Source organism: Tomitella fengzijianii (genome assembly GCF_007559025.1).
In the GTDB taxonomy this organism is placed as follows: Bacteria; Actinomycetota; Actinomycetes; order Mycobacteriales; family Mycobacteriaceae; genus Tomitella; species Tomitella fengzijianii.
The window spans coordinates 2508225-2531492 of sequence record NZ_CP041765.1 but is presented as its reverse complement, the minus strand read 5'-3'; the positions used below and the strand labels follow the sequence as shown (position 1 = coordinate 2531492).

General features: G+C 70.8%; 20 protein-coding genes and 1 tRNA gene. 12 read left to right on the top strand and 9 right to left on the bottom strand.

The features are described 5' to 3' along the window. Window positions 1-53 precede the first annotated feature (53 nt). The 3 genes from FO059_RS11435 to FO059_RS11425 all read left to right on the top strand — a co-directional run bounded on the left by FO059_RS11435 (window position 54) and on the right by FO059_RS11425 (window position 2694). On the top strand, window positions 54-1604 hold the full coding sequence (locus FO059_RS11435; protein WP_233267095.1) for an FAD-binding protein: 1551 nt from the start codon (window positions 54-56) through the stop codon (window positions 1602-1604). 103 nt (window positions 1605-1707) lie between these two features. Then, a complete protein-coding gene (locus FO059_RS11430; protein ID WP_143908878.1) occupies window positions 1708-2301 on the top strand; it encodes a class I SAM-dependent methyltransferase in 594 nt (197 codons plus the stop codon). 120 nt (window positions 2302-2421) lie between these two features. Further along, on the top strand, window positions 2422-2694 hold the full coding sequence (locus tag FO059_RS11425; protein ID WP_143908876.1) for a GlsB/YeaQ/YmgE family stress response membrane protein: 273 nt from the start codon (window positions 2422-2424) through the stop codon (window positions 2692-2694). Between the two features lie 14 nt (window positions 2695-2708). Here FO059_RS11425 and arfB read toward each other — a convergent pair whose 3' ends face one another. From arfB to FO059_RS11410, 3 genes are all read right to left on the bottom strand, one after another. Then, on the bottom strand, window positions 2709-3185 hold the full coding sequence (gene arfB / locus FO059_RS11420; RefSeq protein ID WP_143908874.1) for an alternative ribosome rescue aminoacyl-tRNA hydrolase ArfB: 477 nt from the start codon (window positions 3183-3185) through the stop codon (window positions 2709-2711). A 96-nt stretch (window positions 3186-3281) separates the two neighbouring features. After that, on the bottom strand, window positions 3282-3803 hold the full coding sequence (locus FO059_RS11415; RefSeq protein ID WP_143908872.1) for a hypothetical protein: 522 nt from the start codon (window positions 3801-3803) through the stop codon (window positions 3282-3284). Between the two features lie 305 nt (window positions 3804-4108). Then, a tRNA-Leu gene (locus FO059_RS11410) sits at window positions 4109-4185 on the bottom strand. A 192-nt stretch (window positions 4186-4377) separates the two neighbouring features. Between FO059_RS11410 and FO059_RS11405 the strand changes: the two genes are divergently transcribed. Both FO059_RS11405 and polA read left to right on the top strand, forming a co-directional pair. Next, on the top strand, window positions 4378-5001 hold the full coding sequence (locus FO059_RS11405; protein WP_143908870.1) for an ANTAR domain-containing response regulator: 624 nt from the start codon (window positions 4378-4380) through the stop codon (window positions 4999-5001). A gap of 40 nt (window positions 5002-5041) precedes the next feature. Beyond that, window positions 5042-7852 carry a DNA polymerase I gene (polA, locus tag FO059_RS11400; RefSeq protein WP_143908868.1) on the top strand — a complete coding sequence of 937 codons (2811 nt, stop codon included), beginning with the start codon at window positions 5042-5044 and terminating at the stop codon, window positions 7850-7852. A gap of 90 nt (window positions 7853-7942) precedes the next feature. Here the strand turns inward: polA and FO059_RS11395 are convergent, their stop codons facing one another. From FO059_RS11395 to FO059_RS11380, 4 genes are all read right to left on the bottom strand, one after another. Then, entirely contained in the window at window positions 7943-8053 is a 111-nt protein-coding gene (locus FO059_RS11395; RefSeq protein WP_143908866.1) for a methionine/alanine import family NSS transporter small subunit, read from the bottom strand. Window positions 8054-8055: 2 nt separating this feature from the next. Then, window positions 8056-9603 carry a sodium-dependent transporter gene (locus FO059_RS11390; RefSeq protein ID WP_143908864.1) on the bottom strand — a complete coding sequence of 516 codons (1548 nt, stop codon included), beginning with the start codon at window positions 9601-9603 and terminating at the stop codon, window positions 8056-8058. A 147-nt stretch (window positions 9604-9750) separates the two neighbouring features. Then, entirely contained in the window at window positions 9751-11205 is a 1455-nt protein-coding gene (locus FO059_RS11385; protein WP_233267096.1) for an HAD-IB family hydrolase, read from the bottom strand. Further along, complete coding sequence (locus FO059_RS11380) at window positions 11202-13628, bottom strand: glycerol-3-phosphate 1-O-acyltransferase (RefSeq protein WP_143908862.1); 2427 nt, start codon at window positions 13626-13628, stop codon at window positions 11202-11204. Before FO059_RS11380 ends, FO059_RS11385 begins: the two co-directional genes overlap by 4 nt. Before the next feature lie 196 nt (window positions 13629-13824). Here FO059_RS11380 and FO059_RS18765 point away from each other — a divergent pair, with 196 nt between their 5' ends. The 4 genes from FO059_RS18765 to FO059_RS11360 all read left to right on the top strand — a co-directional run bounded on the left by FO059_RS18765 (window position 13825) and on the right by FO059_RS11360 (window position 17429). Next, on the top strand, window positions 13825-14670 hold the full coding sequence (locus FO059_RS18765) for a patatin-like phospholipase family protein (protein WP_143908860.1): 846 nt from the start codon (window positions 13825-13827) through the stop codon (window positions 14668-14670). A gap of 127 nt (window positions 14671-14797) precedes the next feature. After that, window positions 14798-15661 (top strand): ABC transporter substrate-binding protein, encoded by an 864-nt coding sequence (locus FO059_RS11370; RefSeq protein WP_372497880.1) that lies wholly within the window; start codon window positions 14798-14800, stop codon window positions 15659-15661. Between the two features lie 11 nt (window positions 15662-15672). Continuing rightward, complete coding sequence (locus FO059_RS11365) at window positions 15673-16608, top strand: amino acid ABC transporter permease (protein ID WP_143910686.1); 936 nt, start codon at window positions 15673-15675, stop codon at window positions 16606-16608. A 68-nt stretch (window positions 16609-16676) separates the two neighbouring features. Further along, the gene (locus FO059_RS11360) at window positions 16677-17429 is read left to right on the top strand and encodes an amino acid ABC transporter ATP-binding protein (RefSeq protein WP_143910685.1); all 753 of its coding nucleotides are present in this window, start codon (window positions 16677-16679) and stop codon (window positions 17427-17429) included. 20 nt (window positions 17430-17449) lie between these two features. Here the strand turns inward: FO059_RS11360 and FO059_RS11355 are convergent, their stop codons facing one another. After that, a complete protein-coding gene (locus FO059_RS11355; protein ID WP_199257161.1) occupies window positions 17450-18340 on the bottom strand; it encodes a class I SAM-dependent methyltransferase in 891 nt (296 codons plus the stop codon). A gap of 331 nt (window positions 18341-18671) precedes the next feature. On the opposite strand from FO059_RS11355, the gene rpsA reads away from it, so the two are divergent. Then, the gene (gene rpsA, locus FO059_RS11350; protein WP_143908856.1) at window positions 18672-20156 is read left to right on the top strand and encodes a 30S ribosomal protein S1; all 1485 of its coding nucleotides are present in this window, start codon (window positions 18672-18674) and stop codon (window positions 20154-20156) included. Window positions 20157-20306: 150 nt separating this feature from the next. Then, window positions 20307-21200: a dephospho-CoA kinase gene (gene coaE / locus FO059_RS11345; RefSeq protein ID WP_308339557.1), complete on the top strand. Its 894-nt coding sequence runs from the start codon at window positions 20307-20309 to the stop codon at window positions 21198-21200. Window positions 21201-21229: 29 nt separating this feature from the next. Here coaE and FO059_RS11340 read toward each other — a convergent pair whose 3' ends face one another. Next, on the bottom strand, window positions 21230-21766 hold the full coding sequence (locus tag FO059_RS11340) for a DUF402 domain-containing protein (protein WP_143908852.1): 537 nt from the start codon (window positions 21764-21766) through the stop codon (window positions 21230-21232). Window positions 21767-21881: 115 nt separating this feature from the next. Here FO059_RS11340 and FO059_RS18380 point away from each other — a divergent pair, with 115 nt between their 5' ends. Beyond that, window positions 21882-23204: a hypothetical protein gene (locus tag FO059_RS18380; protein WP_158726838.1), complete on the top strand. Its 1323-nt coding sequence runs from the start codon at window positions 21882-21884 to the stop codon at window positions 23202-23204. Window positions 23205-23268: the final 64 nt, after the last annotated feature.

Below are 23268 nucleotides of genomic sequence, written 5' to 3'. Positions count from 1 at the left end.
GTGGGCGACCCCGTGGAACCTTCCAGTGGAGACGTTTCCGTAGCGAAGGGTGAGTGGCGGTGCAGCAAGACGTGCAGTGGGACGACGAGTGCGACGTGCTGGTGGTGGGTTCCGGAGGCGGCGGCGTCACCGGCGCCTACACGGCGGCGCGTGAGGGCCTCGAGACCATCATGGCGGAGGCCACCGACCGCTTCGGCGGCGTCACCTCGTACTCGGGCGGCGGCGGCATGTGGTTCCCCACCAACGCCGTGCTCAAGCGCGGCGGCGACGAGGACACCATCGAGGACGCCCTGACGTACTACCGCTCGGTGGTGGGGGACCGCACCCCGGCGGACCTGCAGGAGGCGTTCGTGCGGGCCGGGGCCCCGCTGATCGATTACCTGGAGCAGGACAAGAACTTCAAGTTCATGGAGCTGCCGTGGCCCGACTACTTCGGCAAGGCCCCGAAGGCCAGCGCCAAGGGCCGCCACATCATCCCCGTGCCGCTGGACCCGGCGCGGCTCGGCGAGCTGCGTGATTCGCTGCGGCCGCCGCTGGACACAGACTGGCTCGGCTGGGAACTGCCGCCGCAGGTCATCGGCGGGCAGGCGCTCATCGGCCGCTTCCTGCTGGCCATCGAGCAGTACCCCAACGCCCGCACCAGGCTCAACTGCGCGATCGACGAGCTGGTGATGGAGGACGGCAAGGTGGTGGGCGCCATCGCCGACACCGGCGGCGAGCGCACCGCGATCAAGGTGCGGCGCGGCGTGATCGTGGCGTCGGGCGGGTTCGAGCGCAACGACGAGATGCGCACGAAGTACGGCGTGCCCGGGGTGTCCCGTGACTCGATGGCGCCTCCCGGAAGCCAGGGCAAGGCGATCGCCGCCGGCATCGCGGCCGGGGCGGACACCGACCTGATGGACCAGGCGTGGTGGTCGCCCGGGCTGACGCATCCCGACGGCAACTCCTCGTTCGCACTGTGGTTCACCGGTGGCATCTTCGTGAACCAGGACGGTGAGCGTTTCGTCAACGAGTCGGCCGCCTACGACCGGCTGGGCCGCGCCGCGCTCGATCAGATCGCCGACGGCACGCTGACCCTGCCGTTCTGGATGGTCTACGACGACCGTGAGGGCCTCGAGCCGCCGATCAAGGCCACCAACGTGTCGATGCAGGAGTCGGAGAAGTACGTCGACGCCGGGCTGTGGAAGACGGCGGACACGCTCGAGGAGCTGGCCGAGCAGATCGGCGTGCCCGCGGACCGCCTGGTCGCCACGGTCGAGCGCTTCAACGGGTTCGTGAAGAACGGGCACGACGACGACTTCCTGCGCGGCGACGAGCCCTACGACCGCGCCTTCAGCGACGGCGAGCTGCCGCTGACCCCGATCACCCAGGGGCCGTTCCACGCCGCGCGGTTCGGGCTGTCGGATCTGGGCACCAAGGGCGGCATGCGCACCGACACCGTCGGCCGTGTGCTCGACGCCGAGGGCGGGGTGATCCGCGGGCTGTACGCGGCGGGCAACTCGATGGCCGCCCCCAGCGGCTACGTCTACCCGGGCGGCGGCAACCCCATCGGCACGTCGATGGTGTTCGCGCACCTTGCGGCGAAGGATCTGGCCGAGGGCTGACCTCCGAGTCGTATCCGCTCCTGGTGCGGCGCATGGCATTGTGCCGTGCGCCGCACCGGCGCATCATGGGAATGCACAGGTCCGGGCGCTCAGGGAGTCTGCCATGGTCAGCATGTATTCGCTCATGTACGCCATCGGGTACACGCCGTGGGAGGGCGAGGCGGATTACGGCCCGCTGTCCGACGTGCTCGACGCGCGGTCGCCGGGCCGCGCGCTGGACTGCGGCTGCGGCACCGGCCGGCACTCGGTGAAGATGGCCGAGCGCGGCTGGGAGGTGGTGGGCGTCGACTACGTCGGCAAGGCGCTGGCGCGGGCACGCACGCGCGCCGCGCACGCGGGTGTCGCCGACCGCGTCCGGTTCCTCTCGGCGGACGTGGCGCACCTCGAGGCGGCACTCGACGAGGGACAGTTCGACGTGGTCACCGACATGGGTTGTCTGCACGGGCTGCCGGACGCCTCCCGTCGCGCCTATACCGAGTGGGTGACGGGACACACCGCGCCGGGCGCCGGGATGGTGGTGGCCGCGGCGCAACCGCGACACGGCCCGGGGCCCAAGGGCATCAGCGCGCACGGGCTCTCGGCGTTGCTGGGGCCCGGATGGGAGACGGTGAGCGTCGCGCCCGCGCCGGCCGGCACAGGCAAGGGGCCGCTGCGCGACGCCGAGTTCTGGTGGTACCGGATGCGCCGGACGGAGTAGGTGGTGCACAGCGGGCGGCGGTGTGCCGGTATACCGTGCGGAACGCGCCGTCGGGTGGTGTGCTGGGGGCATGCCGCCGGGTGCGTCCCGCCCCGGTCCCGCGGATGAAGGAGTGCCGTCATGACACTGTCGCTGAGCATCATCGGATGGATCATCATCGGGGGCCTCGCAGGCTGGATCGCCTCGAAGTTCATGGGCACCGATGCCCAGCAGGGGATCTTCCTCAACATCGTGGTGGGCGTGGTCGGCGGCCTCGTGGGCGGCTGGATCCTCGGCTGGGTGGGGGTGGACGTGGCGAGCGGCGGCTGGTTCTTCAGCTTCCTCACCTGCCTGGCCGGCGCGAGCATCCTCCTGTGGATAGTCAAGAAGGTGCGGGGGACGAGCAGGGTCTGATCCGCGTACGCCGTTCAGTGGTCGGGCCGGCGGCGCAGAGACTTGGTCTGACCCCGTCGCTTCTTGGCGTCGAGCCGCCGTTGCTTCGCGGCTCGGGACGGCCTGCGGCGCTTGCGGGTGCGGGGCGGCGGGGCGGTGAGGGCCTGCCGCAGCAGTGCGGTGGCCCGGTCGCGGGCGGCCTGCCGGTTGCGCAGTTGCGAGCGATGCTCGGAGGCCACGACCACCAGCGCGTCGTCGGCCAGCCGGTGCGCCAGCGCCGTGCGCACGCGGTCCAGCTGCGGCCCGGTCATGCCGGCCGCGTCGAGCCGCACCACCAGCTCCACGCGCGAGTCGGTGGTGTTGACGCCCTGTCCGCCAGGGCCGTGCGCGCGGGAGAAGCGCCAGTGCAGCGCGGCCGGCGGCACGATGACGGACGCGGTGACGGCGAGCGGCCCGGCGACGCCCGGGGTGCCGGGGCCGCCGGGCTCCTCGTGAGCGCCGGTCGTGTCCACCCGGCCACGATAGCCGCGTGGAACCTCGAGTTCCGTCGGCCCGACCACATCGTGCTTGAGCTCTTCGCCCAGAAGCAGCCGCGCCGGGGTGCCGGATCAGCCGTCGTACGGGTCGGTGTGCACGGTGATCGTGTCCGAGTGCGCCCCGCCGTCGGTGGTGAGCGTGTACTCGATGTCGCCCACGCCGGTGTTCAGGATCCCCGACTTGCCGTCATTGCGGGCGGGGAAGATCTGCGGCGCGTCCACCGCGATGGTCTGCTCACCCGAAGTGCCCTCGTCGAGGTTCGTCCAGTGCAGGGTGGCGTGCAGGCCGCAGTCGCCGAACCCGAGCACGCCGATGTTCCACGTGGCCACGGCCGAGCCGGGGTAGCCGTCGCCGTTGATGCCGACGGACACGGCGCCCCAGCAGGTGCCGGAGGGGGATCCGCCTACGGCCACCAGGCTGTCGCCGCCCGGGGCGAACACCCCGGGCAGGTTCGGCAGTCCGCCGATCGAGCCGGTCGGCCCCAGTGGGCCCTCGTCCTGCGCCATCGCCGGTGCGGTGAGCGCGAGGGGGATGGCGGCTGCCGCGGCGGCGACGGCGAAGGTGCGGGCGGTGATGCGGGTGCGGTTGCGCATGAGTGACTCCCGGGTTGTGGTCCGGACGGTCGGCCCGGGCACTCGGACGGGCCGACCCTGTAGAAGGGGAATCGGACGCGCCGCCGGCCGCGTTAGCCGCGCGGTGCGGCCGCGGCGCCGGTGTCGGGCACGCCGTCACCCGCACTTCCATGTCGCTGGGAGGCATGCTCGCCCATGCCCGCGACCACTCACCGCACACTGAGGCGGAGCGGTACCCGGACCTCACGCGGCAACGGCAGGCGGTGCATGGGGAGCGGGCGACGGCAGGCCGGCGGATCCGGCTGTGTGGATTACCTGGTCGAACGTGGTGCCCCCGGTCGGACTCGAACCGACACTGGACGGGTTTTGAATCCGTTGCCTCTGCCAATTGGGCTACGGGGGCGTGCGGCTCCGCCATGCCGAAGTGCTGCATGCGCAGTGTGCGGTAAGCAGCCTAGCGGGTCGGGTGCGACGGGCCGATCGCGCCTCCCGCGTCCGGACAGTGCGCCCGGGCCATAGGATTCATCCCTGAGCGCGGTGCACGGTCTCGGGCGCGGTGCATGCAGGCGATCGACGAGGGCGGAGGACAGGGCTCATGGCGGAGGATTCCGCGCACGCCGGTCGGGAACGGGCGGCGCAGCAGCCCCGCCGGGTGCTCGTCGCCGAGGACGAGGCCCTCATCCGCCTGGACCTGGTCGAGATGCTCACCGAGGTCGGCTACGAGGTGGTGGGGGAGGCCGCGGACGGCCAGAAGGCGGTCGATCTGGCCGCCGAGCTGAAGCCCGACCTGGTCATCATGGACGTCAAGATGCCCCGCCGCGACGGCATCGACGCGGCGTCCGAGATCGCGTCGCGCCGCATCGCCCCCGTCGTCATCCTCACGGCCTTCAGCCAGCGGGAACTGGTGGAACGCGCCCGTGACGCCGGCGCCATGGCCTACCTGGTCAAGCCGTTCTTCGTCTCCGACCTGGTGCCCGCAGTGGAGCTCGCCGTCAGCAGGTTCGCCGAGCTGCACGCCCTCGAGCGTGAGGTGCAGGACCTGGCCGACCGCCTCGACGCCCGCAAGCTCATCGAGCGCGCCAAGGCCGTGCTCATGGCCGCGGACGCGATGACGGAGCCCCAGGCGTTCGCGTGGATCCAGCGCGCGGCCATGGACCGGCGCACCACCATGAAGGCGGTGGCGAAGACGATCGTCGACACCATCGGCGACACGACATAGGGGGCGGTGGACGTCGGAGCGGGCACATAGACTCGTCGGCGTGAGTCCCGCAGCGAAGAGCCCCGCGTCCAGCAAGCCCGACGTCTCCAGCAAGCCCGACGTCTCCGGCGCAGCGCCGGCCGCCGCATCCGGGTCGGGTGATGCGCGCCCGGTCCTGCTTCTGTTGGACGGGCATTCGCTGGCCTATCGCGCGTTCTACGCCCTGCCGGTGGAGAACTTCTCCACCTCGACGGGCCAGCACACCAACGCCGTCTACGGGTTCACCTCGATGCTTATCAGTCTGCTGCGCGACGAGGCGCCCACGCACGTGGCCGCGGCGTTCGACGTGTCGCGCAAGACGTTCCGTTCCGAGAAGTTCCCCGAGTACAAGGCGAATCGCGCCAAGTCGCCGGACGAGTTCTCCGGCCAGGTGCCGCTGGCCAAGGAGGTGCTGGAGGCGCTGAACATCCGCACGATGGAGGTGGACGGGTTCGAGGCGGACGACATCATCGCCACGCTCGCCACGCAGGCGCAGCAGCTCGGCTACAAGGTGCTGGTGTGCACCGGCGACCGGGACTCGTTGCAGCTGGTCACCGACGACGTCACGGTGCTCTACCCCAAGAAGGGCGTCTCCGACCTGGTCCGCTTCACGCCGGAGGAGGTCGAGGCCAAATACGGCCTCACCCCCGCCCAGTACCCGGACTACGCGGCGCTGCGCGGCGACCCCAGCGACAACCTCCCCGGAATCCCGCGGGTGGGGGAGAAGACGGCCGCCAAGTGGATCCGCGAGTTCGGCTCGCTCGACGGACTGGTGGAGCACGCAGACGAGGTGCGCGGCAAGGTGGGCGAGTCGCTCCGCGAGAACCTCGCCCAGGTGCTCACCAACCGCGACCTCACCGAGATGATCCGCGACATGCACTTGGAATACACGCCGGACCAGCTCGAGGTGGCCCCGTGGGACCGGGAGCGGATCCACGAGGTCTTCGACCGGCTCGAGTTCGCGGTCCTGCGTGACCGGCTCTTCGCCACGCTCACGTCTGCCGAGCCGGAGGCCGACGAGGGCTTCGATGTGCACGGAGAGGTGATCGCCCCCGGCGCGCTGTCCACGTGGCTGTCGGAGCACGCCGGCCCCGGCGCGCGGCACGGGATCACCGTCGTGTCGCCGCACCACGTGTACGGCACGGATGCCGAGGCGCTGGCGTTCGCCGCCGCCGACGGCGCCGGCGGATACGTGCGGACCACCGCGCTCTCCCCGGAGGACGAGGAGGCGCTGGGCGCGTGGCTCGCCGACGAGACCCGGCCCAAGGCGCTGCACGACGGCAAGTGGGCGATCCACGCCCTGCGCGGGCGTGGCTGGACGCTGGGGGGCGTCACCAGCGACACGGTGCTGGCGGCGTATCTGCTGCGGCCGGGCCAGCGCAAGTTCGACCTGGAGGACCTCTCGCTGCGCTACCTGCAGCGAGAGCTGCGGGCCGACGACACCGGTGACGACCAGCAGATGTCCCTGCTCGACGCCGGCGGCACCGCCGACCCGGACGCGGACGAGTCGGCGCTGCAGCGCGACGCGCAGCAGCAGATGCTGCGGGCCCGCGCCACGCTCGACCTCGCCGCGGCGTTCGACGCCGAGCTTGACGCCATGGAGGCGGGCCCGCTGCTCTCGGACATCGAACTGCCGATGCTCTTCGTCCTGGCGGAGCTGGAGGCCGCCGGCATCGCCGTCGACTCGGACCACATGCACAACCTGCGCTCCGAGTTCGCGGCGCGGGTCACGGAGGCCGCGGATTCCGCCTACGCGGCCATCGACGGCGAACAGATCAACCTGGGCTCGCCCAAACAGCTCCAGGCGGTGCTGTTCGACAAGCTCGACATGCCCAAGACCAAGCGCACCAAGACCGGCTACACCACCGACGCCGACGCGTTGCAGACGCTGTTCGAAAAGACGGGGCACCCGTTCCTCGAACACCTGCTGGAGCACCGCGACGCCACCCGGCTCAAGGTCACGGTGGACGGGCTGCTCAAGACGGTGGCCGACGACGGGCGCATCCACACCACGTTCAACCAGAACGTCGCCGCCACCGGACGGCTCTCGTCCACCGAACCGAACCTGCAGAACATCCCGGTACGCACGGAGGCGGGGCGGCAGATCCGCCACGGCTTCGTGGTGGGCGACGGGTACGACACCCTGGTCACCGCCGACTACTCGCAGATCGAGATGCGGATCATGGCGCACCTCTCCGGCGACGAGGGGCTCATCGAGGCGTTCCGATCGGGGGAGGACCTGCACAACTTCGTGGGCGCCCGGGCGTTCGGGGTGCCCATCGACGAGGTCACCGCGGACCTGCGCCGCCGGGTCAAGGCGATGAGCTACGGCCTGGCCTACGGGCTCAGCGCCTACGGGCTGGCCCAGCAGCTCAAGATCTCCGCGGGCGAGGCGAAGGAACAGATGGACGCGTATTTCGCGCGGTTCGGCGGGGTGCGCGACTACCTCCACGCCGTGGTGGAGCAGGCCCGCAAGGACGGGTACACCGAGACCATCTATGGTCGGCGCCGCTACCTGCCGGACCTGAACAGCCACAACCGTCAGCGCCGGGAGATCGCCGAGCGCGCCGCACTGAACGCTCCCATCCAGGGCAGCGCCGCCGACATAATCAAGGTGGCCATGATCAATCTGCAGCGCGCGCTCGCCGCGGAGGACCTGCGTTCACGCGTGCTGCTGCAGGTGCACGACGAGCTGGTCGTCGAGGTGGTGGCGGCCGAGCGTGAGCGGGTCGAGGAGCTGCTGCGCGCGGAGATGTCCGGCGTCATCGAGCTGTCGGTGCCGCTGGAGGTGTCCATCGGGGCCGGCGGCACGTGGGACGAAGCCGCGCACTGACGGCCGGAAACGCCGCGCGGGGCGTTCTCCGGTGCTCAGATCGCGAGGATCACCGGAAAACGCCCCGCACGGTGGTGGCGACGGGGAGTGCTAGTCCTCCTCCTCGTCCGGATGCTTGTGCAGGTGGACCACGCTGACCAGCAGCCCGCCCCACACCGTCACCAGTGCCACGATCATCATGACGATGGCGGATGCGTCCATGATCAGCTCCTCACTGCTACGGCGTCGTCGGATTCGATGACCTGATCGGCGGACTTGTGCCACCGGGTGAAGCCGACCGCCACCGCGATGACGATGAGCGCGATCTGCAGCGCCCACCCGAATCCGGCGACGAGCCCGCCGCCGTAATCCCCGTACCCGTTCTGCACGGTGTCGATGATCTGGTCGATGAGCATGTATGCCAGGACGATCGGGGTGATCACGCCTACGCACGCCATCCAGATCCAGCCGAGCTTGAACGAGGAGACGCCGTTGAGATGGTCACGCTGCTGCGGCAGCTTCCGCAGCAGCCAGGTGACCACGACGACCGATGTCAACGCCGCGCCGACGATGCCGAACTCGTTGGCGAAGTGGTCGACCGTATCGAGGACGGAGACGCCGCTGCGCGTGGGGAAGAACACCATGGAGACGATCGTCGCCGCCGCGCCGACCAGGATCGTCGCGGGCACGCGGCGCATCCCCGTCTTGTCGCGCACGGCGGAGATGATCACCTCGATGATGCTGACCAGCGAGGTGATCCCCGCGAAGATCAGCGAGATGAAGAACAGCAGGCCGAACACTGAGCCGCCCCACATGGTGGAGATGATGGTGGGGAAGGCGACGAAGGCGAGCCCGATCCCGCTGTCCGCCACGTCGACGACGGGCACGCCCTGGACCGCGGCCATGTAGCCGAGGGCTGCGAACACGCCGATGCCGGCGAGGATTTCGAACGCGCTGTTGGAGAACCCGACCACCAGGCCCGCACCCGTGAGGTTGGTCTTGCGCTTGAGGTACGACGAGTAGGTGATCATGATGCCGAAGCCCACGGACAGCGAGAAGAAGATCTGCCCGTACGCGGCGATCCACACCGACGAGTCGGTGAGCGCGCCCCAGTCGGGGGTGAACAGCGAGTTGAGGCCTTCGCCGGCGCCGTCGAGCAGCAGGGCCCGGATGACCACGGCGATGAACAGGACCACCAGCACCGGCACGAAGAACTGCGCAGTGGCGCCGATGCCCTTCTGCACGCCGAACGCCAGGATCGCGATCACCACGACCCACGTGATCAGCAGCGGCCACGCGACTCCCGCGACGTAGTCGAAGCCCAGCGAGGTCTGGTCGGACTTGGTGAGGTTGCCGAAGGCGTCACCCGCCTTCTCGGGGCTGGAGAGGTCGCCCTTGGCGGAGAAGATCGCGAAGCGGGCCGCCCAGGCGATGATCACCGCGTAGTAGACGGCGATGATGAAGCAGATCCCCACCTGCCACCAGCCCAGGCCCTCGGCCCGTTTGGACATGCGCCGGAAGGCCAGCGGCGGTGAGCCTTTGAACCGGTGGCCGATCGAGTAGTACAGGAACAGCAGCGGGATTCCCGCGGTGAGCAGCGCCACGAGGTAGGGGATCATGAACGCGCCGCCGCCGTTGGAGTAGGCGACGTACGGGAAACGCCAGATGTTGCCCAGACCCACGGCGGACCCGATCGCGGCGAGGATGAATACCGAACGTCTGGACCAGACCTCGCGGCCCGGCGACGGATCGGCGTCGGCCGGTTGTGTCATCGCGTTCCCTTTCTCGTATGTGCGTGCAGTGCACGCGGTCCGTCCGCAGTCGCGAGATCGCCCCTGATCCGACTGCGGGCATGACACCACCCGTAGAACCTGCGGCGCCGGGCCGGTGGCTGCTCCCCGGCTCGCACGATCACCATCTCATCCGCGCGGCCAGTCGTTGAGCGTATCGCGGTAAAGGGATTCGACCGCATCGATGCGGGGCTGCAGATCGGCGGGATCCCAGCCGGAGACATCCATCGGCGGGAGCACGGCGATGTCGACCGTGCCGGAGCGGACCAGCTTGGCGCCCTTGGACATGAGTTCGCCCGCGTTGCGGATGACGATCGGCACGACCGGCACGCCGGCCTGGATGGCGATGTGGAAGGCGCCCTTCTTGAAGCGGCCGATCGACGGCGTGAGCGAGCGGGTGCCCTCGGGGGAGATGACCACCGACGTCCCGGCTCGCAGGGTGTCGACCACCGGCCGGAGCGCCTCCTTGGCCCGGTCGGTGTTCTGCCGGTCCACGAAGGTGGCGCCCGCGATGCGCAGCGGCAGCCCGTACAGCGGGTTCGTGGCCATCTCCTTCTTGGTGACGCCGGTGAACCCCTCGCGCAGCACCCGGGCGATCAGCACCGTGTCCAGGAAACTCTGGTGGTTGAATATGAACACGGCGGGGCGCGTTTTCCACGCGTTGTCCTCGCCGCGGATGTCCACGCGGACTCCGGCCGTCGCCAGCATCGTCTCCGGTGCGATGGCGGAGACCGCGTCGATGCCCACGCGACGGTCGAGGTTCAGCAGCCCCAGCCCCACGCCGGCGCCCACGGACCCGGCGAGTGTGCCCAGGGAGGCGGCGGTGCGGGCGAGGTCCTTGACGTTGTATGCGCCGCGCTGCCGGAACCGCAGCACCGGCCAGCCGCGTTCGTCCGCCTCGCGGGTCAGCTTCTTGTCCGGATTGACGGCAGTGGGGTGGCCCATGGTGGCGAGGAACCCGACGTCCTCGCCGCCGTTGGAATAGGCGAAGGAGGTTGTGGTGTCGATGTCATGCTCGGCGGCGAACTCCCGTGCGGCACGGGCCTTGCCGCTGCGCCACAGCGATGCTCCGTCGACCTTCCCGGTGAGGACCCCGTCCACCACCTCGAGCGGGGTGAAGAGCAGGTTGTCCACTCCCAGTGATTCGGCCGCCGCCTCGAACTGGTACCGCGAAGCGGACGAGGCGATGACGAGCGTGTGCCTCTTGCGCTTGTGCGCCTCGATGAGCCGCCAGGCCTCCGGGTAGATCAGCCCCGCCAGGGTGTTCTCGAAGACGTCGCGTCCCACCTGCTGCAGTTCCGCCTCGGTGTGACCGGCCCACGCGCGGAAGGCGACGGCGACGAAGCGTTCGAACTCGGCCTCGCTGTCGGTGCCGCGCAGGCCGTTGACGGCCGTGCCCAGGAGTTCGCGCGGCCCCACCTTGCCCGCCGTCAGCCGGTCGCGGAAGAAGTGCACCCCGGAGTAGCCGTGGACGATGGTGCCGTCGAAGTCGAACATCGCCGCCACGCCGGGGCCGTCGGGTGCGGCGGCGATGCGCGCAAGGGCGTCGTCGAGCGGGCGGGTCGCAGTGTTGTCGACGCTCAAGGCTGTTCCTTCCGGTTGGATACGTCGAGAGCTTCGGTGACGGCCAGCGCGCGAACGATCGCCCGGAGCTGCTCCGCGAACTCCTCGCGCCGGCCGGCCAGTTCCGTGCCGCCGGGGCCCAGCAGGCCGCGGTTGTCGGCGAGCTCGACTGCGGCGGCGAACAACTCGAGCGACAGCGACTCGGGCCCGTAGAGCCGCCCCTGCAGCAGCATCTGACGGCCCACGGCCGAGCACTCCGCCAGGAACGCGGCGCGGTCGAACGGCGTGTCGGGTGTCCTGACGGCCAGCCGCTCGGCCACCACCAGCTGGGCGCCGAAGAACGAGCGGAGCGTGCGGTGCGCCATGAAGAACCCGGTGGCGACCAGCCGTTCCAGTGCCACGTCGGCGGAGGGGAAGGTGCTGCGCCATTCCGGGGCCACCAGCTCGAGCTCCTCGGTCAGCTCCGCCTCGAACGTGTCGCGTTCGGGGAAGAAGAACTCGAACTTCAGAAGGTCGCGCAGCCGCTTGGACTCCTCCCAGCCGGCGCGTGCCGGGTCGCTGTACGAGCCCTGGTGCGCGTGCACGATGGAGAGCTCCAGGATCGCGCGGTTGACGAACCAGTGGATGCCGCTGTTGCGGTAGAACGCGGCGACGATGTGCTGGCCCGGCTCGATGGCGTAGACGGGCTCGACGCCGCCGTCGTAGACGGTGACCACGCCGCCGTCCGCCAGCCTGCGGAGGACGTTCGCCAGCCCGGCATCGGTGTCGAGCACGGAGAGCTCGCCCTGGGGGATGTCCCGCCGGTCCAGGTACTCGCGCACGGGCGCGATGACCGCGGCCACCTCGCTCAGCGTCAGCGCTCGGTCACGGACACCCAGCAGCGCCAGGGTGACCAGCGAGTTGATGGTGACGGGGGTGGCCCGGTTGATGCCCACCGCGACTTCGATGCCCGTCTTCTGGAGCGCCAGGCGCGCCCGCGCGTCGTGCTCGTCGGGCGTGGCCGGGGCGTCGTCCGGCCCGGCGGCCAGGTCCGGATCGCCGGCGGCGGTGAGCTGGTCGCGCAGCGAGATCGGATCGCCGAAGCGCACGTACACGTTGCCCGCGCGCCGCTGCTGTCCGCGGGCGTAGCGGGCCATCCACTTGAGGCCCTCGGGCTGCTTTGCCGCGCCCATCTGTTCGGCGGCCACGGCGCCCACCTCGGCCATGCGCTCGTAGGTGATCGACACCGGGACGAGCAGGGCGTCGTTCACCCTGCCGCTGCGCACCGAGTTCGCGACGTAGTTGAGAAGTCCGTATTTGGGCTTGCGGAGCTTGCCGGTGCGGGTGCGCCCGCCCTCGAAGTACCACTCCAAATTGAAGCGTTTGGAAAGCAGGTGGGCGAAGTACTCCTCGAGCGAGGCCTTGTAGATGGTGTCGTCGCCGAAGCTGCGCCGGATGAACACGGTGCCGGTGCGTTTGGCGATCGCGCCGATGGGCCAGAACTGCAGGTTCGCCCCGCCCAGCAGGTGATTGCGCGGAAACTCGTTGCGGGCCAGGACGTCGCCCAGCACGAAGGCGTCCGCGTAGGACCGGTGCGACGGGAGGAACACCAGCGGTCGCGTCTTGTTGAGCTCGCGCAGCTCCGTCAGCCGTGATTCGTCGGCGTCCACGGTCCACGCGTTGCCGTAGAGCGGGTGCATGATCTGCGTGAAGACGTCTGAGACCAGGCGGCTCTGGACCGCCACGAGGCTGTCCAGGCTGGCCTGCGCGTGGTCGAGCGATTGCCTGTCGGTCAGGCCCTTCTCCCGGCCCAGCTCCTCGACCCGGTGGCGGAACCGGGGCGAGTCCATGATCTGCTCGGCCACCACCCGCGGCACCTTGTAGCGCTCGCCGAGCAGTTCGCGTTCGCTGCGCGCAAGCGTCACCACGGCGGTGTTGACGATGAACCGCGCGAACGCGCCGTACTGCAGGGGCTCCATCGCCCGGGTCGCGGACGCCGCGGGGACGCTCCCGCCGCCGCCGTCGGCTCCGTCGGTCCCGGGGGCCTCGTCTGCGCCTTCCTCGAGGGCGGCGAAGCGTGCCCGCAGCTCATCCAGCGGCGCGGGCTCACCGGTGATGACCCGCCAACGGTCGGGGGAGGACCGGACGATGTGACGCTGAATGAGCCGGTTGGGGTTGCGCGGGTTGGTCAACGCGATGACGTCGCTGATGCGGGCGCTGCGGCGGCCGCCCCGCTCCGGCGGCAGCCAGGTGATCTTCACCGGAAGCAGCAGAGGATCGTCCGTCCGGTCCACCAATGCGGAGGCCAGCCGGCGCGCCGACAGCGGCAGGCTGCGCACGGCGGTGCCCGGGGCGATCTCCTCGTGGCCCGGAGCGCCCTCGCTGATCCACTGCTCGATCAGCCGGCGCTCCAGCGGCGTGGACGCTTGTGCCAGCACCACGGTTTCCGGATCCCCGGTATCCATCGACCCCTCCTCGCCGCGTTGGAACGCTCGTGCCGACGGTGGGACGCGCGTCACCATCCGCCGCATCGATGAACCTACCGGGTGGGTGTCCGCTGGAATCCGGTTGCGCGTGAATGCGCGGGCGGCCGACGGGTGCTACGGGTAGGTTCCGAGGGGCGGGCGGGGTATGCGGGGGCGCGAGGTCAGGAGGCGGAGGATGACTCTGGCAGTGGTGCTCGGGGGCGGCGGAGTGGCCGGGATCGCCTGGGAGATCGGTGTGATCGCGGGCCTCGCCGAGGTCGGCGTGCGCCTGGACGGCGCATCCCGCATCGTCGGAACGTCGGCGGGATCGGTGGTGGGCGCATCACTGGCGGCCGGCGTGCGGATCGAGGAGATGCTCGACCGGCAGCGCAGCGCGCACGGGTCCGGCGGGGCCGCGACCTCGGCGTGGCGTGCCCCGCTGACGGCGGACGCGGACGCGTGGGCGGAGGTCCTCGGCACGCCGGGCACCCGCGACGAGCAGCTGCGCCGGATGGGCGCTCTGGCGCGGGCCGCGGACACGGTGCCGGAAGGGCCGTATGTCGAATCGATGGCGGCGATGGTCCCCGGTGACTGGCCGCGGGACGTGGAGCTGCGGGTGACGGGGGTGGACGCGCAGACGGGCGCGGTCCGCATCTGGGGGCGGGATTCCGGCGTGGCGCTCGCGGAGGCGGTGGCCGCCTCCTGCGCAGTGCCGGGCGTCTTCCCGCTCGTCACCGTGGACGGCCGCCAGTACTTCGACGGCGGGATGGCCTCGCCCACGCATGCCGATCAGGCCGACGGGTGCACCGAGGTCCTCGTCGTCGCGCCGTTCACCATGTCGCTGGTGGGGCCGGGCACCGATGCCGAGCTCGAGGAGTTGGGCGCGGCAGTGCGCAGCGCCGTGATCGACCCGGATGCCGCTTCGCTCACCGCGATCGGGGTCGACCCGATGGACCCGTCCACCCGGGGGCCTGCGGTCGAGGCCGGACTGCGGCAGGGGAGGGCCGAGGCGATGCGCGTGGGCATCGCGCTGTCGCTGTAGGTCGGTGTCGGGCGGCGGCACCGGCGGCGCGTACCCTGTCCGCGTGCCGGATCGACGTTCCGTGGAGGTGTCCGTGCAGGCCGGCCCCGGAGCGGGACGCAGGCCTGCGCGATGGGCGGGCGCATGCATCGCTCTGATCGGTGCGCTGACACTGCTGTTGGCGGGGTGCGTCAAGAACGACGACGGCACCGTTCCGCAGCGCACGCCGCTGCACATCGAACCGGTCCCCTCGATCGCCGCGCTGGTTCCGCCGCAGATCCGTGCCGCGGGCCGGCTGGAGGTGGGGACCAACCCGCCGTACGCGCCCAACGAGTTCAAGGACCCGTCGGGGAAGATCGTCGGATTCGACGTGGATCTGATGAACGCGGTGGCCGCCGTGCTGGGGCTGACCGCACGGTACGAGCAGGCGGACTTCGACAAGATCATCCCGGCGGTCCAGGCCGGCACGTACGACCTGGGCATGTCGTCGTTCACCGACACCCTCGAGCGGGAGAACGCGGTCGATTTCGTCACCTACTACCGGTCCGGCATCCGGTGGGCGCAGCAGAGCGGCGATCACATCCTTCCCGGGGACGCCTGCGGGCTGCGCGTCGCGGTGCAGACCGGGACCACGGAGGACATCGTGGAGGTTCCCGCGGTGAGCGAGGCCTGCGCGGCCGCGGGCGAGCCGCCCGTCCACAAGATCAAGTACCTGAGCCAGGCGGACGCCACCAACGCGCTGCTGCTCGGCCGTGTCGACGCGTTCTCCGCGGACCTGCCTGTGACGGCGTACGCGATCAAGCGCTCCGACGGCCGCCTGGCCTTCGCGGGCCCGGTGAAGGACTCCGCACCGTACGGGTGGCCGGTGCGCACGGGCTCACCGCTGGGGCCCGCGTTGCAGCAGGCGATGCAGCATCTCATCGACACCGGCGCCTACCGCACCATCGCCGAGGACTGGGGAGTTGAAGCTGGAATGATCACGACCTCGCGGATCAACGCGGCGGCGTCATGACCGGGCCCGACATGACCGGCCCGCCCGCCGGCGGCGAACCGGACGCCGTGGAGCCCGCCCCCATCCGGGCCGTTCCGCTGCGGCATCCCGGCCGCTGGGCCGCGGCCGTGGTCATCGTCGCGTTGTTCGCGCTGTTCGTCTACGGGGCCGCCACCAACGAGGCCTACGGGTGGGGCACCTACGGGCGCTACCTGTTCGACGAACGCATCAGCAGCGCGGCCTGGAACACCGTCCAGCTGACGATCCTGTCGATGGTGCTCGCGATCGTCCTGGGCGTGGTGCTCGCGGTGATGCGGCTCTCGCCCAACCCGGTCCTGCGCGGCTCGTCGTGGCTGTTCGTGTGGTTCTTCCGTGGCACGCCGGTGTACGTGCAGCTGGTGTTCTGGGGTCTGTTTCCGGCCATCTACAAGCGGATCGACCTCGGAATACCGTTCGTCCAGCAGTTCGCGCACATCGACCTGCAAGACCTCAATGCGGCGTTCATGTTCGCGATCATCGGGCTGGGCCTCAACGAGGCGGCCTACATGGCGGAGATCGTCCGCGCCGGCATCTCGTCGGTGAACGAGGGGCAGACGGAGGCGTCGATCGCGCTGGGCATGACCTGGTGGCAGACGATGAGGCGCACGGTGCTGCCGCAGGCGATGCGGGTGATCATCCCGCCCACGGGCAACGAGCTGATCGGCATGCTCAAGACCACCTCGCTGGTCAGCGCCGTGCCGTACACGATGGAACTCTACGGTCGTCAACGTGACATAGCCGGGGTCATCTTCGAGCCGATCCCGCTCCTGCTCGTCGCCGCCACCTGGTATTTGGCGATCACGAGCGTGCTGATGGTGGGGCAGCACTTCCTGGAGAAGTACTTCTCCAAGGGCGCCAGCCGCCAACTCACCGCGCGGCAGCGCAGGGCGCTGGAGCGCGAACAGGCCGAGGCGACGGGGGCGCACTGATGACGACGGACGATGCGATGGCGCGGGGCGCCGGGACGGGCCGGCCCGCCGAGGCGTCGGCGCCCCCGATGGTGCTGGCGGACCAGGTCTGCAAGAACTATGGGGCGCTCAAGGTGCTCAAGGGCGTCTCACTCGAGGTGCAACGCGGGAAGGTGCTGTGCCTGATCGGGCCGTCCGGCTCGGGCAAGTCCACCTTCCTGCGCTGCATCAATCACCTCGAGAGGGTCGACGCGGGCCGGCTGTACGTGGACGGGGAGCTGGTCGGTTACAGCGAGCGGGGCGGCAGGATATTCGAGCTGCACCCCCGGCAGGCCGCCCGGCAACGGCGCGACATCGGGATGGTTTTCCAGCATTTCAACCTGTTTCCGCACCGCACCGCGCTGGAGAACGTCATCGAGGCGCCGATGCTGGTCCGGGGAATGCGCAAGAAGGACGCCCTCGAAAAGGGAGCCGCGCTGCTCGCGCAGGTGGGCCTGGCCGCGAAGGCCGATGCGTACCCCGCGCAGCTCTCCGGCGGCCAACAGCAGCGGGTGGCCATCGCCCGGGCGCTGGCGATGGAGCCCAAGCTGATGCTCTTCGACGAGCCCACGTCGGCGCTCGACCCGGAGCTGGTGGGCGACGTGCTGGAGGTGATGAAGAACCTCGCCTCCGAGGGCATGACGATGGTGGTGGTGACCCACGAGATGGGCTTCGCCCGCGAGGTGGCGGACACCTTGGTGTTCATGGACGGGGGAGTGGTGGTGGAGTCCGGGCCGCCGCACGATCTGCTCGAGAACCCGCGGCACGAGCGCACCCAGGCGTTCCTGTCCAAACTGCTCTGAGGGGCGCGGACCGGCCCGGGTCACTCGGGCTTGCGGCAGCAGAAGATCGCGGTGCCCGGGAAGATGCGTCCGCGCAGCGGGCTCCATTGCCCCCACTCGCGCTCGAGGTGCTCGGGCCACTCCGGCTCGACGATGTCCTCGAGCACCATGCCCGCCGCGGTGATCTCGCGGACCCGGTCGCCGATGGTCCGGTGATGCTCCACGTAGATCGGCCGGCCGGTGTCGTCGACCTCCACATACGGTGCGCGGTCGAAGTACGGCACCGCCGCGGTGAGGCCCAGGGGGCCGGGATCGTCGGGGAACACCCAGCGCATCGGGTGGTTGACCGAGAACACCCAACGGCCGCCGGGGCGCAGCGCGCGCGCCGCCTCGCGCATCAGACCCGCCGAGTCGGCGACGAAGGGCACCGCGCCGAACGACGAGCACACCGCGTCGAAGCTCTGCGAGCGGACCGGCAGTCGTTCGGCGCCGGCCTGGATCAGCGGTACCGGGCGGCCGTGCGCCATCGCCCGCGCGCCGCGGCGCAGCATCGCCATGGACAGGTCCAGCCCGACGACCTCCGCGCCCTGCGCGGCCAGCCACCGCGCACAGGGCGCCGACCCGCAGCCGACCTCGAGTATCCGCATCCCGGCCAGGCCCGATGCCGGGCCGAGCAGTTGCGCGTCCGCCTCGCGCAGCCCCTCGGGGCACCAGAGGAAGTCCCCGTCCTCGGCGTCGACGCCGAGGAACCCGGCATGGGTCCGGTGATAGTCGTCGGCGTCGGCGTCCCACCACAGCCGGCTGGCCCGCTCGCTGTCCTCGGACCCCAGGTCGACCCGCACCACCCGGCCCTCGCCCAGCACGTCCTCCGCGCCCCGATGCCGGTCGGGGCCGCCGCCCTCCTGGCCGTCTGAATACACATTTGCCTGCACCTACGCAACTCTAGTAATGTCGCGCGGTGCGAGTGTCCCCGCGTTCCCACCCGGGTGCAGGGGCTCGCGGTGGCCGCATCGATGGGCACCTCGTTCGACACAACGTTCGACACAACGTTCGACACAACGTTCGACACAACGTTGGGCGCATCGATGGCCACAAGTGATGACCGCAGCAAGTGGCGCAGCGATGGCTGCGGCTACTGTGGCCATCGTCCCGGCGGCCGTCCCGGCAGCGGCCGGGATGCCAGTTGACCGACAGATGCGTCGGGCCGCACTGCAGGGCGGGCCGGCCAACACAACCACAATCCCCTTCGGAGCTACTCACCCAATGCCCACCTCTACTTCCACCTCGCCGCAGGTCGCCGTCAACGACATCGGCACCGCCGAGGATTTCCTCGCCGCAGTCGACAAGACGATCAAGTACTTCGACGATGGCGACATCGTCGAGGGCACGATCGTCAAGGTCGATCGCGACGAGGTGCTGCTCGACATCGGCTACAAGACCGAGGGCGTGATCCCCTCGCGTGAGCTGTCGATCAAGCACGACGTCGATCCCAACGAGGTCGTCGCCGTCGGCGACGAGGTCGAAGCCCTCGTCCTCACCAAGGAGGACAAGGACGGCCGGCTGATCCTGTCGAAGAAGCGCGCCCAGTACGAGCGCGCCTGGGGCACCATCGAGGAGCTCAAGGAGAAGGACGAGGCCGTCACCGGCACCGTCATCGAGGTCGTCAAGGGCGGCCTCATCCTCGACATCGGCCTGCGCGGCTTCCTGCCGGCATCGCTGGTGGAGATGCGCCGCGTCCGCGATCTGCAGCCGTACGTCGGCAAGGAGATCGAGGCCAAGATCATCGAGCTGGACAAGAACCGCAACAACGTGGTCCTTTCGCGTCGCGCCTGGCTGGAGCAGACCCAGTCGGAGGTCCGCAGCGAGTTCCTGCACCAGTTGCAGAAGGGACAGGTCCGCAAGGGCACCGTGTCCTCGATCGTCAACTTCGGCGCGTTCGTCGACCTCGGCGGCGTCGACGGCCTGGTGCACGTGTCCGAGCTGTCCTGGAAGCACATCGACCACCCGTCCGAGGTCGTCACCGTGGGCGACGAGGTCACCGTCGAGGTGCTCGACGTCGACATGGACCGCGAGCGCGTGTCCCTGTCGCTCAAGGCCACCCAGGAAGACCCGTGGCGCCAGTTCGCCCGCACGCACGCCATCGGCCAGATCGTGCCGGGCAAGGTCACCAAGCTGGTGCCGTTCGGCGCGTTCGTCCGCGTCGAGGAGGGCATCGAGGGCCTGGTGCACATCTCCGAGCTGGCCGAGCGCCACGTGGAGGTCCCGGACCAGGTCGTGTCCGTGGGCGACGACGCCATGGTCAAGGTCATCGACATCGACCTGGACCGCCGCCGCATCTCGCTGAGCCTCAAGCAGGCCAACGAGGACTACACCGAGGAGTTCGATCCCTCGCGTTACGGCATGGCCGACAGCTACGACGAGCAGGGCAACTACATCTTCCCCGAGGGCTTCGACTCGGAGACCAACGAGTGGCTCGAGGGCTTCGACGAGCAGCGTCAGGCGTGGGAGGCGCGCTACCAGGAGGCGGAGCGCCGTCACCGCCTGCACACCGCGCAGATCGAGAAGATGGCGGCGGCCGCGGCGGAAGAGGCCGCGGGCGGCAGCTACTCGTCGGGCGGCGAGGACGAGGGCGCCCCGGCGGCCGCGTCGCAGTCGTCGTCGGGCAGCCCCGCGCCGGCCGCCTCCGGCGGCTCGCTGGCGAGCGACGAGCAGCTTGCCGCGCTGCGTGAGAAGCTCGCCGGCAACTGATCGGCAGCAGTCCCCGGCACCCGCCGGTGTGACCTGCACGGAGCCCCGGATCCGCATCGGATCCGGGGCTCCGTGGCGTCTGCGGGTCCCGGTCCCGTGCCGTCGGCGGTGACCCGCCCGCCGTGTGGAAGACTCGGCGGCGTGCTGAGAGTGGGTTTGACCGGAGGAATCGGGGCGGGCAAGTCGACGGTGGCGGCGGTGCTCGCGCGCGCCGGCGCGACGGTGATCGACGCCGATGCGATCGCCCGTGAGGTCGTCGAACCGGGCACACCCGGCCTGGCGGAGCTGGCGGCGGAGTTCGGAAAGTCGATCCTGTCGCCGGACGGCACGCTGGACCGGCCGGCGTTGGCGGCGGTGGCCTTCGCCGACGAGTCCTCACGTCTGCGGCTCAACGCGATCCTGCATCCGCGGATCGGCGCCAGGACCCAGGAGCGGATCGATGCCGCACCCGCCGGCTCGATCGTCGTCCAGGACATCCCGCTGCTGGTGGAGGGCTCGATGGGGCCCTTGTTCCACGTGGTCGTCGTCGTCGACGCCGATGAGGACACGCGCGTGTCGCGCCTCGTCGGCAGTCGCGGGTTGGACGAATCCGACGCCCGTGCGCGCATCGCCGCGCAGGCCACCGGGGAACAGCGGCGCGCTGTGGCCGACGTGTGGCTGGACAATTCCGGGCCCGCGGGCGCGCTGGATCACGCGGTGGAGCAGCTGTGGGAGCACCGGCTGGTGCCGTTCGCGCGCAACCTGGCCGCGGGCGACACAGCCCGGCCGGATCCGAAGGCGGCGGTGGCCGCGAACGCCGACGGCGCGGCGGGGGCGGCGCGCCGCCTTGCGCAGCGCCTGCGGGTGGTGCTCGGAGCGGACGCCGCAGAGGTCGAATCACGCGGCGCCGACGCAGGCGTCGAGGCGACGGTGCGGCCGGCAGCCGGGGCGACGGCGGACTCGATGGCCGCGCGCATGCCGGGGGCGGGACTGGTCAGGGCCGGCGCTTCCCGGTTCCGCAGTGCGGACCCGGGCGCGGCCGCGATGGTCGACGTCGTCGGGTAGGCGCCCGCGTCCGGGTGCGGTGGGCGGTGTCAATCCCGGAAGGTGATGGGCGTTCCCCGCGCGGCGAGCCAGGCGATGAGATCGTGGCCGTGCGCGGCGATGCCGTCGACGGCGGCGAACGCCCGCAGCACGGCGGTCTCCGCCGCGCGCCCGGTGAGGAATCCGGCGGCGACGGCGTCGAACAGCTCATCGACGTCGAGGACCTCGGTGTCCCGTCCCGTCCGGACCACCAGATCGAGGTAGTGGTCCTCGGCGGTCCACTTTCCGCCGCGGTCCTCGAACGCGCCGATGTCCACGTAGTGGTCCTGGTCCTGCTCGTTCCCCGGGGTGAAGTGGAAGACCGATACGCGCAGCGCCGGGCCGGGAAGCAGCCAGGACTCCAGGTAGTGGAACCGCTCGTGGTCGGCGGGGCGTGCCATGTACAGGCCCCACCCCTCGACGCGGTACTCGTCGACCGGGCGGACGAAGCCTTTCGGGTCGGTATTGGTCTTCGCGCGCAGGTCGAAGGTCTCGTGCTTGGGCGGGTGTGCGGCGGCATGCGGGGGCCGGGCGGGGGCGTCGCTCATGACACCGCCAGCATCGCACGCGGCGGCGCGGCGCGTGCGGACTTCCGCACGGTGCGCGCCGTCGGCGATTCCGGCATCCTGGACGGGTACGCGGTGAACGGGAGGCGGAGTGTCGATGGGCGGTGAACCTTTCGGCGACGGCGACGGCGACGGCGGCGCAGGTGGTGCGGGTGGTACGGGCGGAGGACGGGCCCCCGGCGCGGCGGCGCGCGAGGGGGACGCGCAGCGGGCGCGGCGCGTGGCGGCGCTGCACACGTGGTGCGCCCGCTCGGTGATCCCGGGTCCTGTGCCGGACCTGTCCGACCTGGCCGCGCTGTACATCGCGGCGGGGCGTTCCGGGGATGCGCTGCGCGCGGTGCTCACCGCGCGGGCGCGTGCGGGGGTCGGGGTTCCCGCGATCGGCGACTACACCGGGCTCCGGAGCGACGCGGCTCGGCTGCGTGAATTCGATGCCGGTGCGGCGGCGGTGCCGGGCGGGGCGCGTGCGATGCTGCGCAATCGCCGAGCGGACCTGCTGCGCCGGCAGCTCGGCGCGACCCGTTCCCGGGTCGCGGCGTCGCTGGTGGTGCACGGCGGCGGGCTGCGGGGCGTGCGGCGCGAACGCCGCGAGGGGATCCACCTGACGCTCGACCAGCGGGAGCAGGTGTTCGGGCTGCTGTGCTGGACTCCCGCGCCGGAGTCGCAGGGGCGCGGGCGCATCGCCGGGTTCGGGCAGGCGGCGGTGGCCGACCTGGTGGACCTCGCAGCGACAAAGTGGGATGCGGCGGCCGGCCGCAGGACGGGTTCCGGCGGCCGCGGCGACGGTGCCGCCGCCGCGGTGCCGGCGGCGCTGCAGCGCATCGAGCGGTGGGCGGGGGCAGGGGCGGGGGAGCAGGCCCGGCACACGCAGCCGGGTGCGCCGTTCCACGACCCCTACGAGACTCTCGTGTACCTGTGCGGCCGGTACTTCGACAGGATCCGGCGTTCGGAGGCGTGGAATTCGGAGGCGTTCGCGGTGCACCGGGGCCGGGTGGATCTCGCCGGCGAGCTGGTGGAACTGTCGAGGGACTCGGCAGAGCTGCAGAGCTTGGCCGGCGAGCTGGCGGCGGCGCGGTCCTCGGCGTCCGGCGGGCGGGCGCTCGGCGAGGTCGACGCGCGCTCACGGGCCCTGCGGCCGGTCTGGGACCGGCTTGTCGAGAGGCTCGTGTCGTTCGACCGCATCGCGGAAGCGATGGATCGGCTCGATGCCGGGCTGCGCGCGGAGAGCGCGGCGCAGCGCGCGGAATCGCTGGACGGCCGCATCGATGGGCTCGTCGGGCGTACGGGCGGCCGGATGCTGTTCACCGAGGACCTGCACAGGCTCGGCGAAGAGGCGGATTCCGGCGACTGGAACGTCATCGGCTACCGCAGCCAGGTCGAGCGCGAGATCGAGGAGCTCACTGCGGCGAGGGGACGGTGACGGCCACCGCGCCGCCGTGCGTACGACGGTGCGAAGTCGTCGGTCCCTGCGGTTAGCCTGGTTG

Excerpts from the sequence above, each read along its gene's own strand:
- FO059_RS11415 (WP_143908872.1), bottom strand. The coding sequence starts at position 3,803 with ATGCGCAACCGCACCCGCATCACCGCCCGCACCTTCGCCGTCGCCGCC.
- FO059_RS11425 (WP_143908876.1), top strand. The coding sequence starts at position 2,422 with ATGACACTGTCGCTGAGCATCATCGGATGGATCATCATCGGGGGCCTC.
- rpsA (WP_143908856.1), top strand. The coding sequence starts at position 18,672 with ATGCCCACCTCTACTTCCACCTCGCCGCAGGTCGCCGTCAACGACATC.
- FO059_RS11395 (WP_143908866.1), bottom strand. The coding sequence starts at position 8,053 with ATGGACGCATCCGCCATCGTCATGATGATCGTGGCACTGGTGACGGTG.
- FO059_RS11360 (WP_143910685.1), top strand. The coding sequence starts at position 16,677 with ATGGTGCTGGCGGACCAGGTCTGCAAGAACTATGGGGCGCTCAAGGTG.
- FO059_RS11390 (WP_143908864.1), bottom strand. The coding sequence starts at position 9,603 with ATGACACAACCGGCCGACGCCGATCCGTCGCCGGGCCGCGAGGTCTGG.
- FO059_RS11340 (WP_143908852.1), bottom strand. The coding sequence starts at position 21,766 with ATGAGCGACGCCCCCGCCCGGCCCCCGCATGCCGCCGCACACCCGCCC.
- FO059_RS11405 (WP_143908870.1), top strand. The coding sequence starts at position 4,378 with ATGGCGGAGGATTCCGCGCACGCCGGTCGGGAACGGGCGGCGCAGCAG.
- FO059_RS11380 (WP_143908862.1), bottom strand. The coding sequence starts at position 13,628 with ATGGATACCGGGGATCCGGAAACCGTGGTGCTGGCACAAGCGTCCACG.
- FO059_RS11430 (WP_143908878.1), top strand. The coding sequence starts at position 1,708 with ATGGTCAGCATGTATTCGCTCATGTACGCCATCGGGTACACGCCGTGG.
- FO059_RS18765 (WP_143908860.1), top strand. The coding sequence starts at position 13,825 with ATGACTCTGGCAGTGGTGCTCGGGGGCGGCGGAGTGGCCGGGATCGCC.
- FO059_RS18380 (WP_158726838.1), top strand. The coding sequence starts at position 21,882 with ATGGGCGGTGAACCTTTCGGCGACGGCGACGGCGACGGCGGCGCAGGT.
- FO059_RS11365 (WP_143910686.1), top strand. The coding sequence starts at position 15,673 with ATGACCGGCCCGCCCGCCGGCGGCGAACCGGACGCCGTGGAGCCCGCC.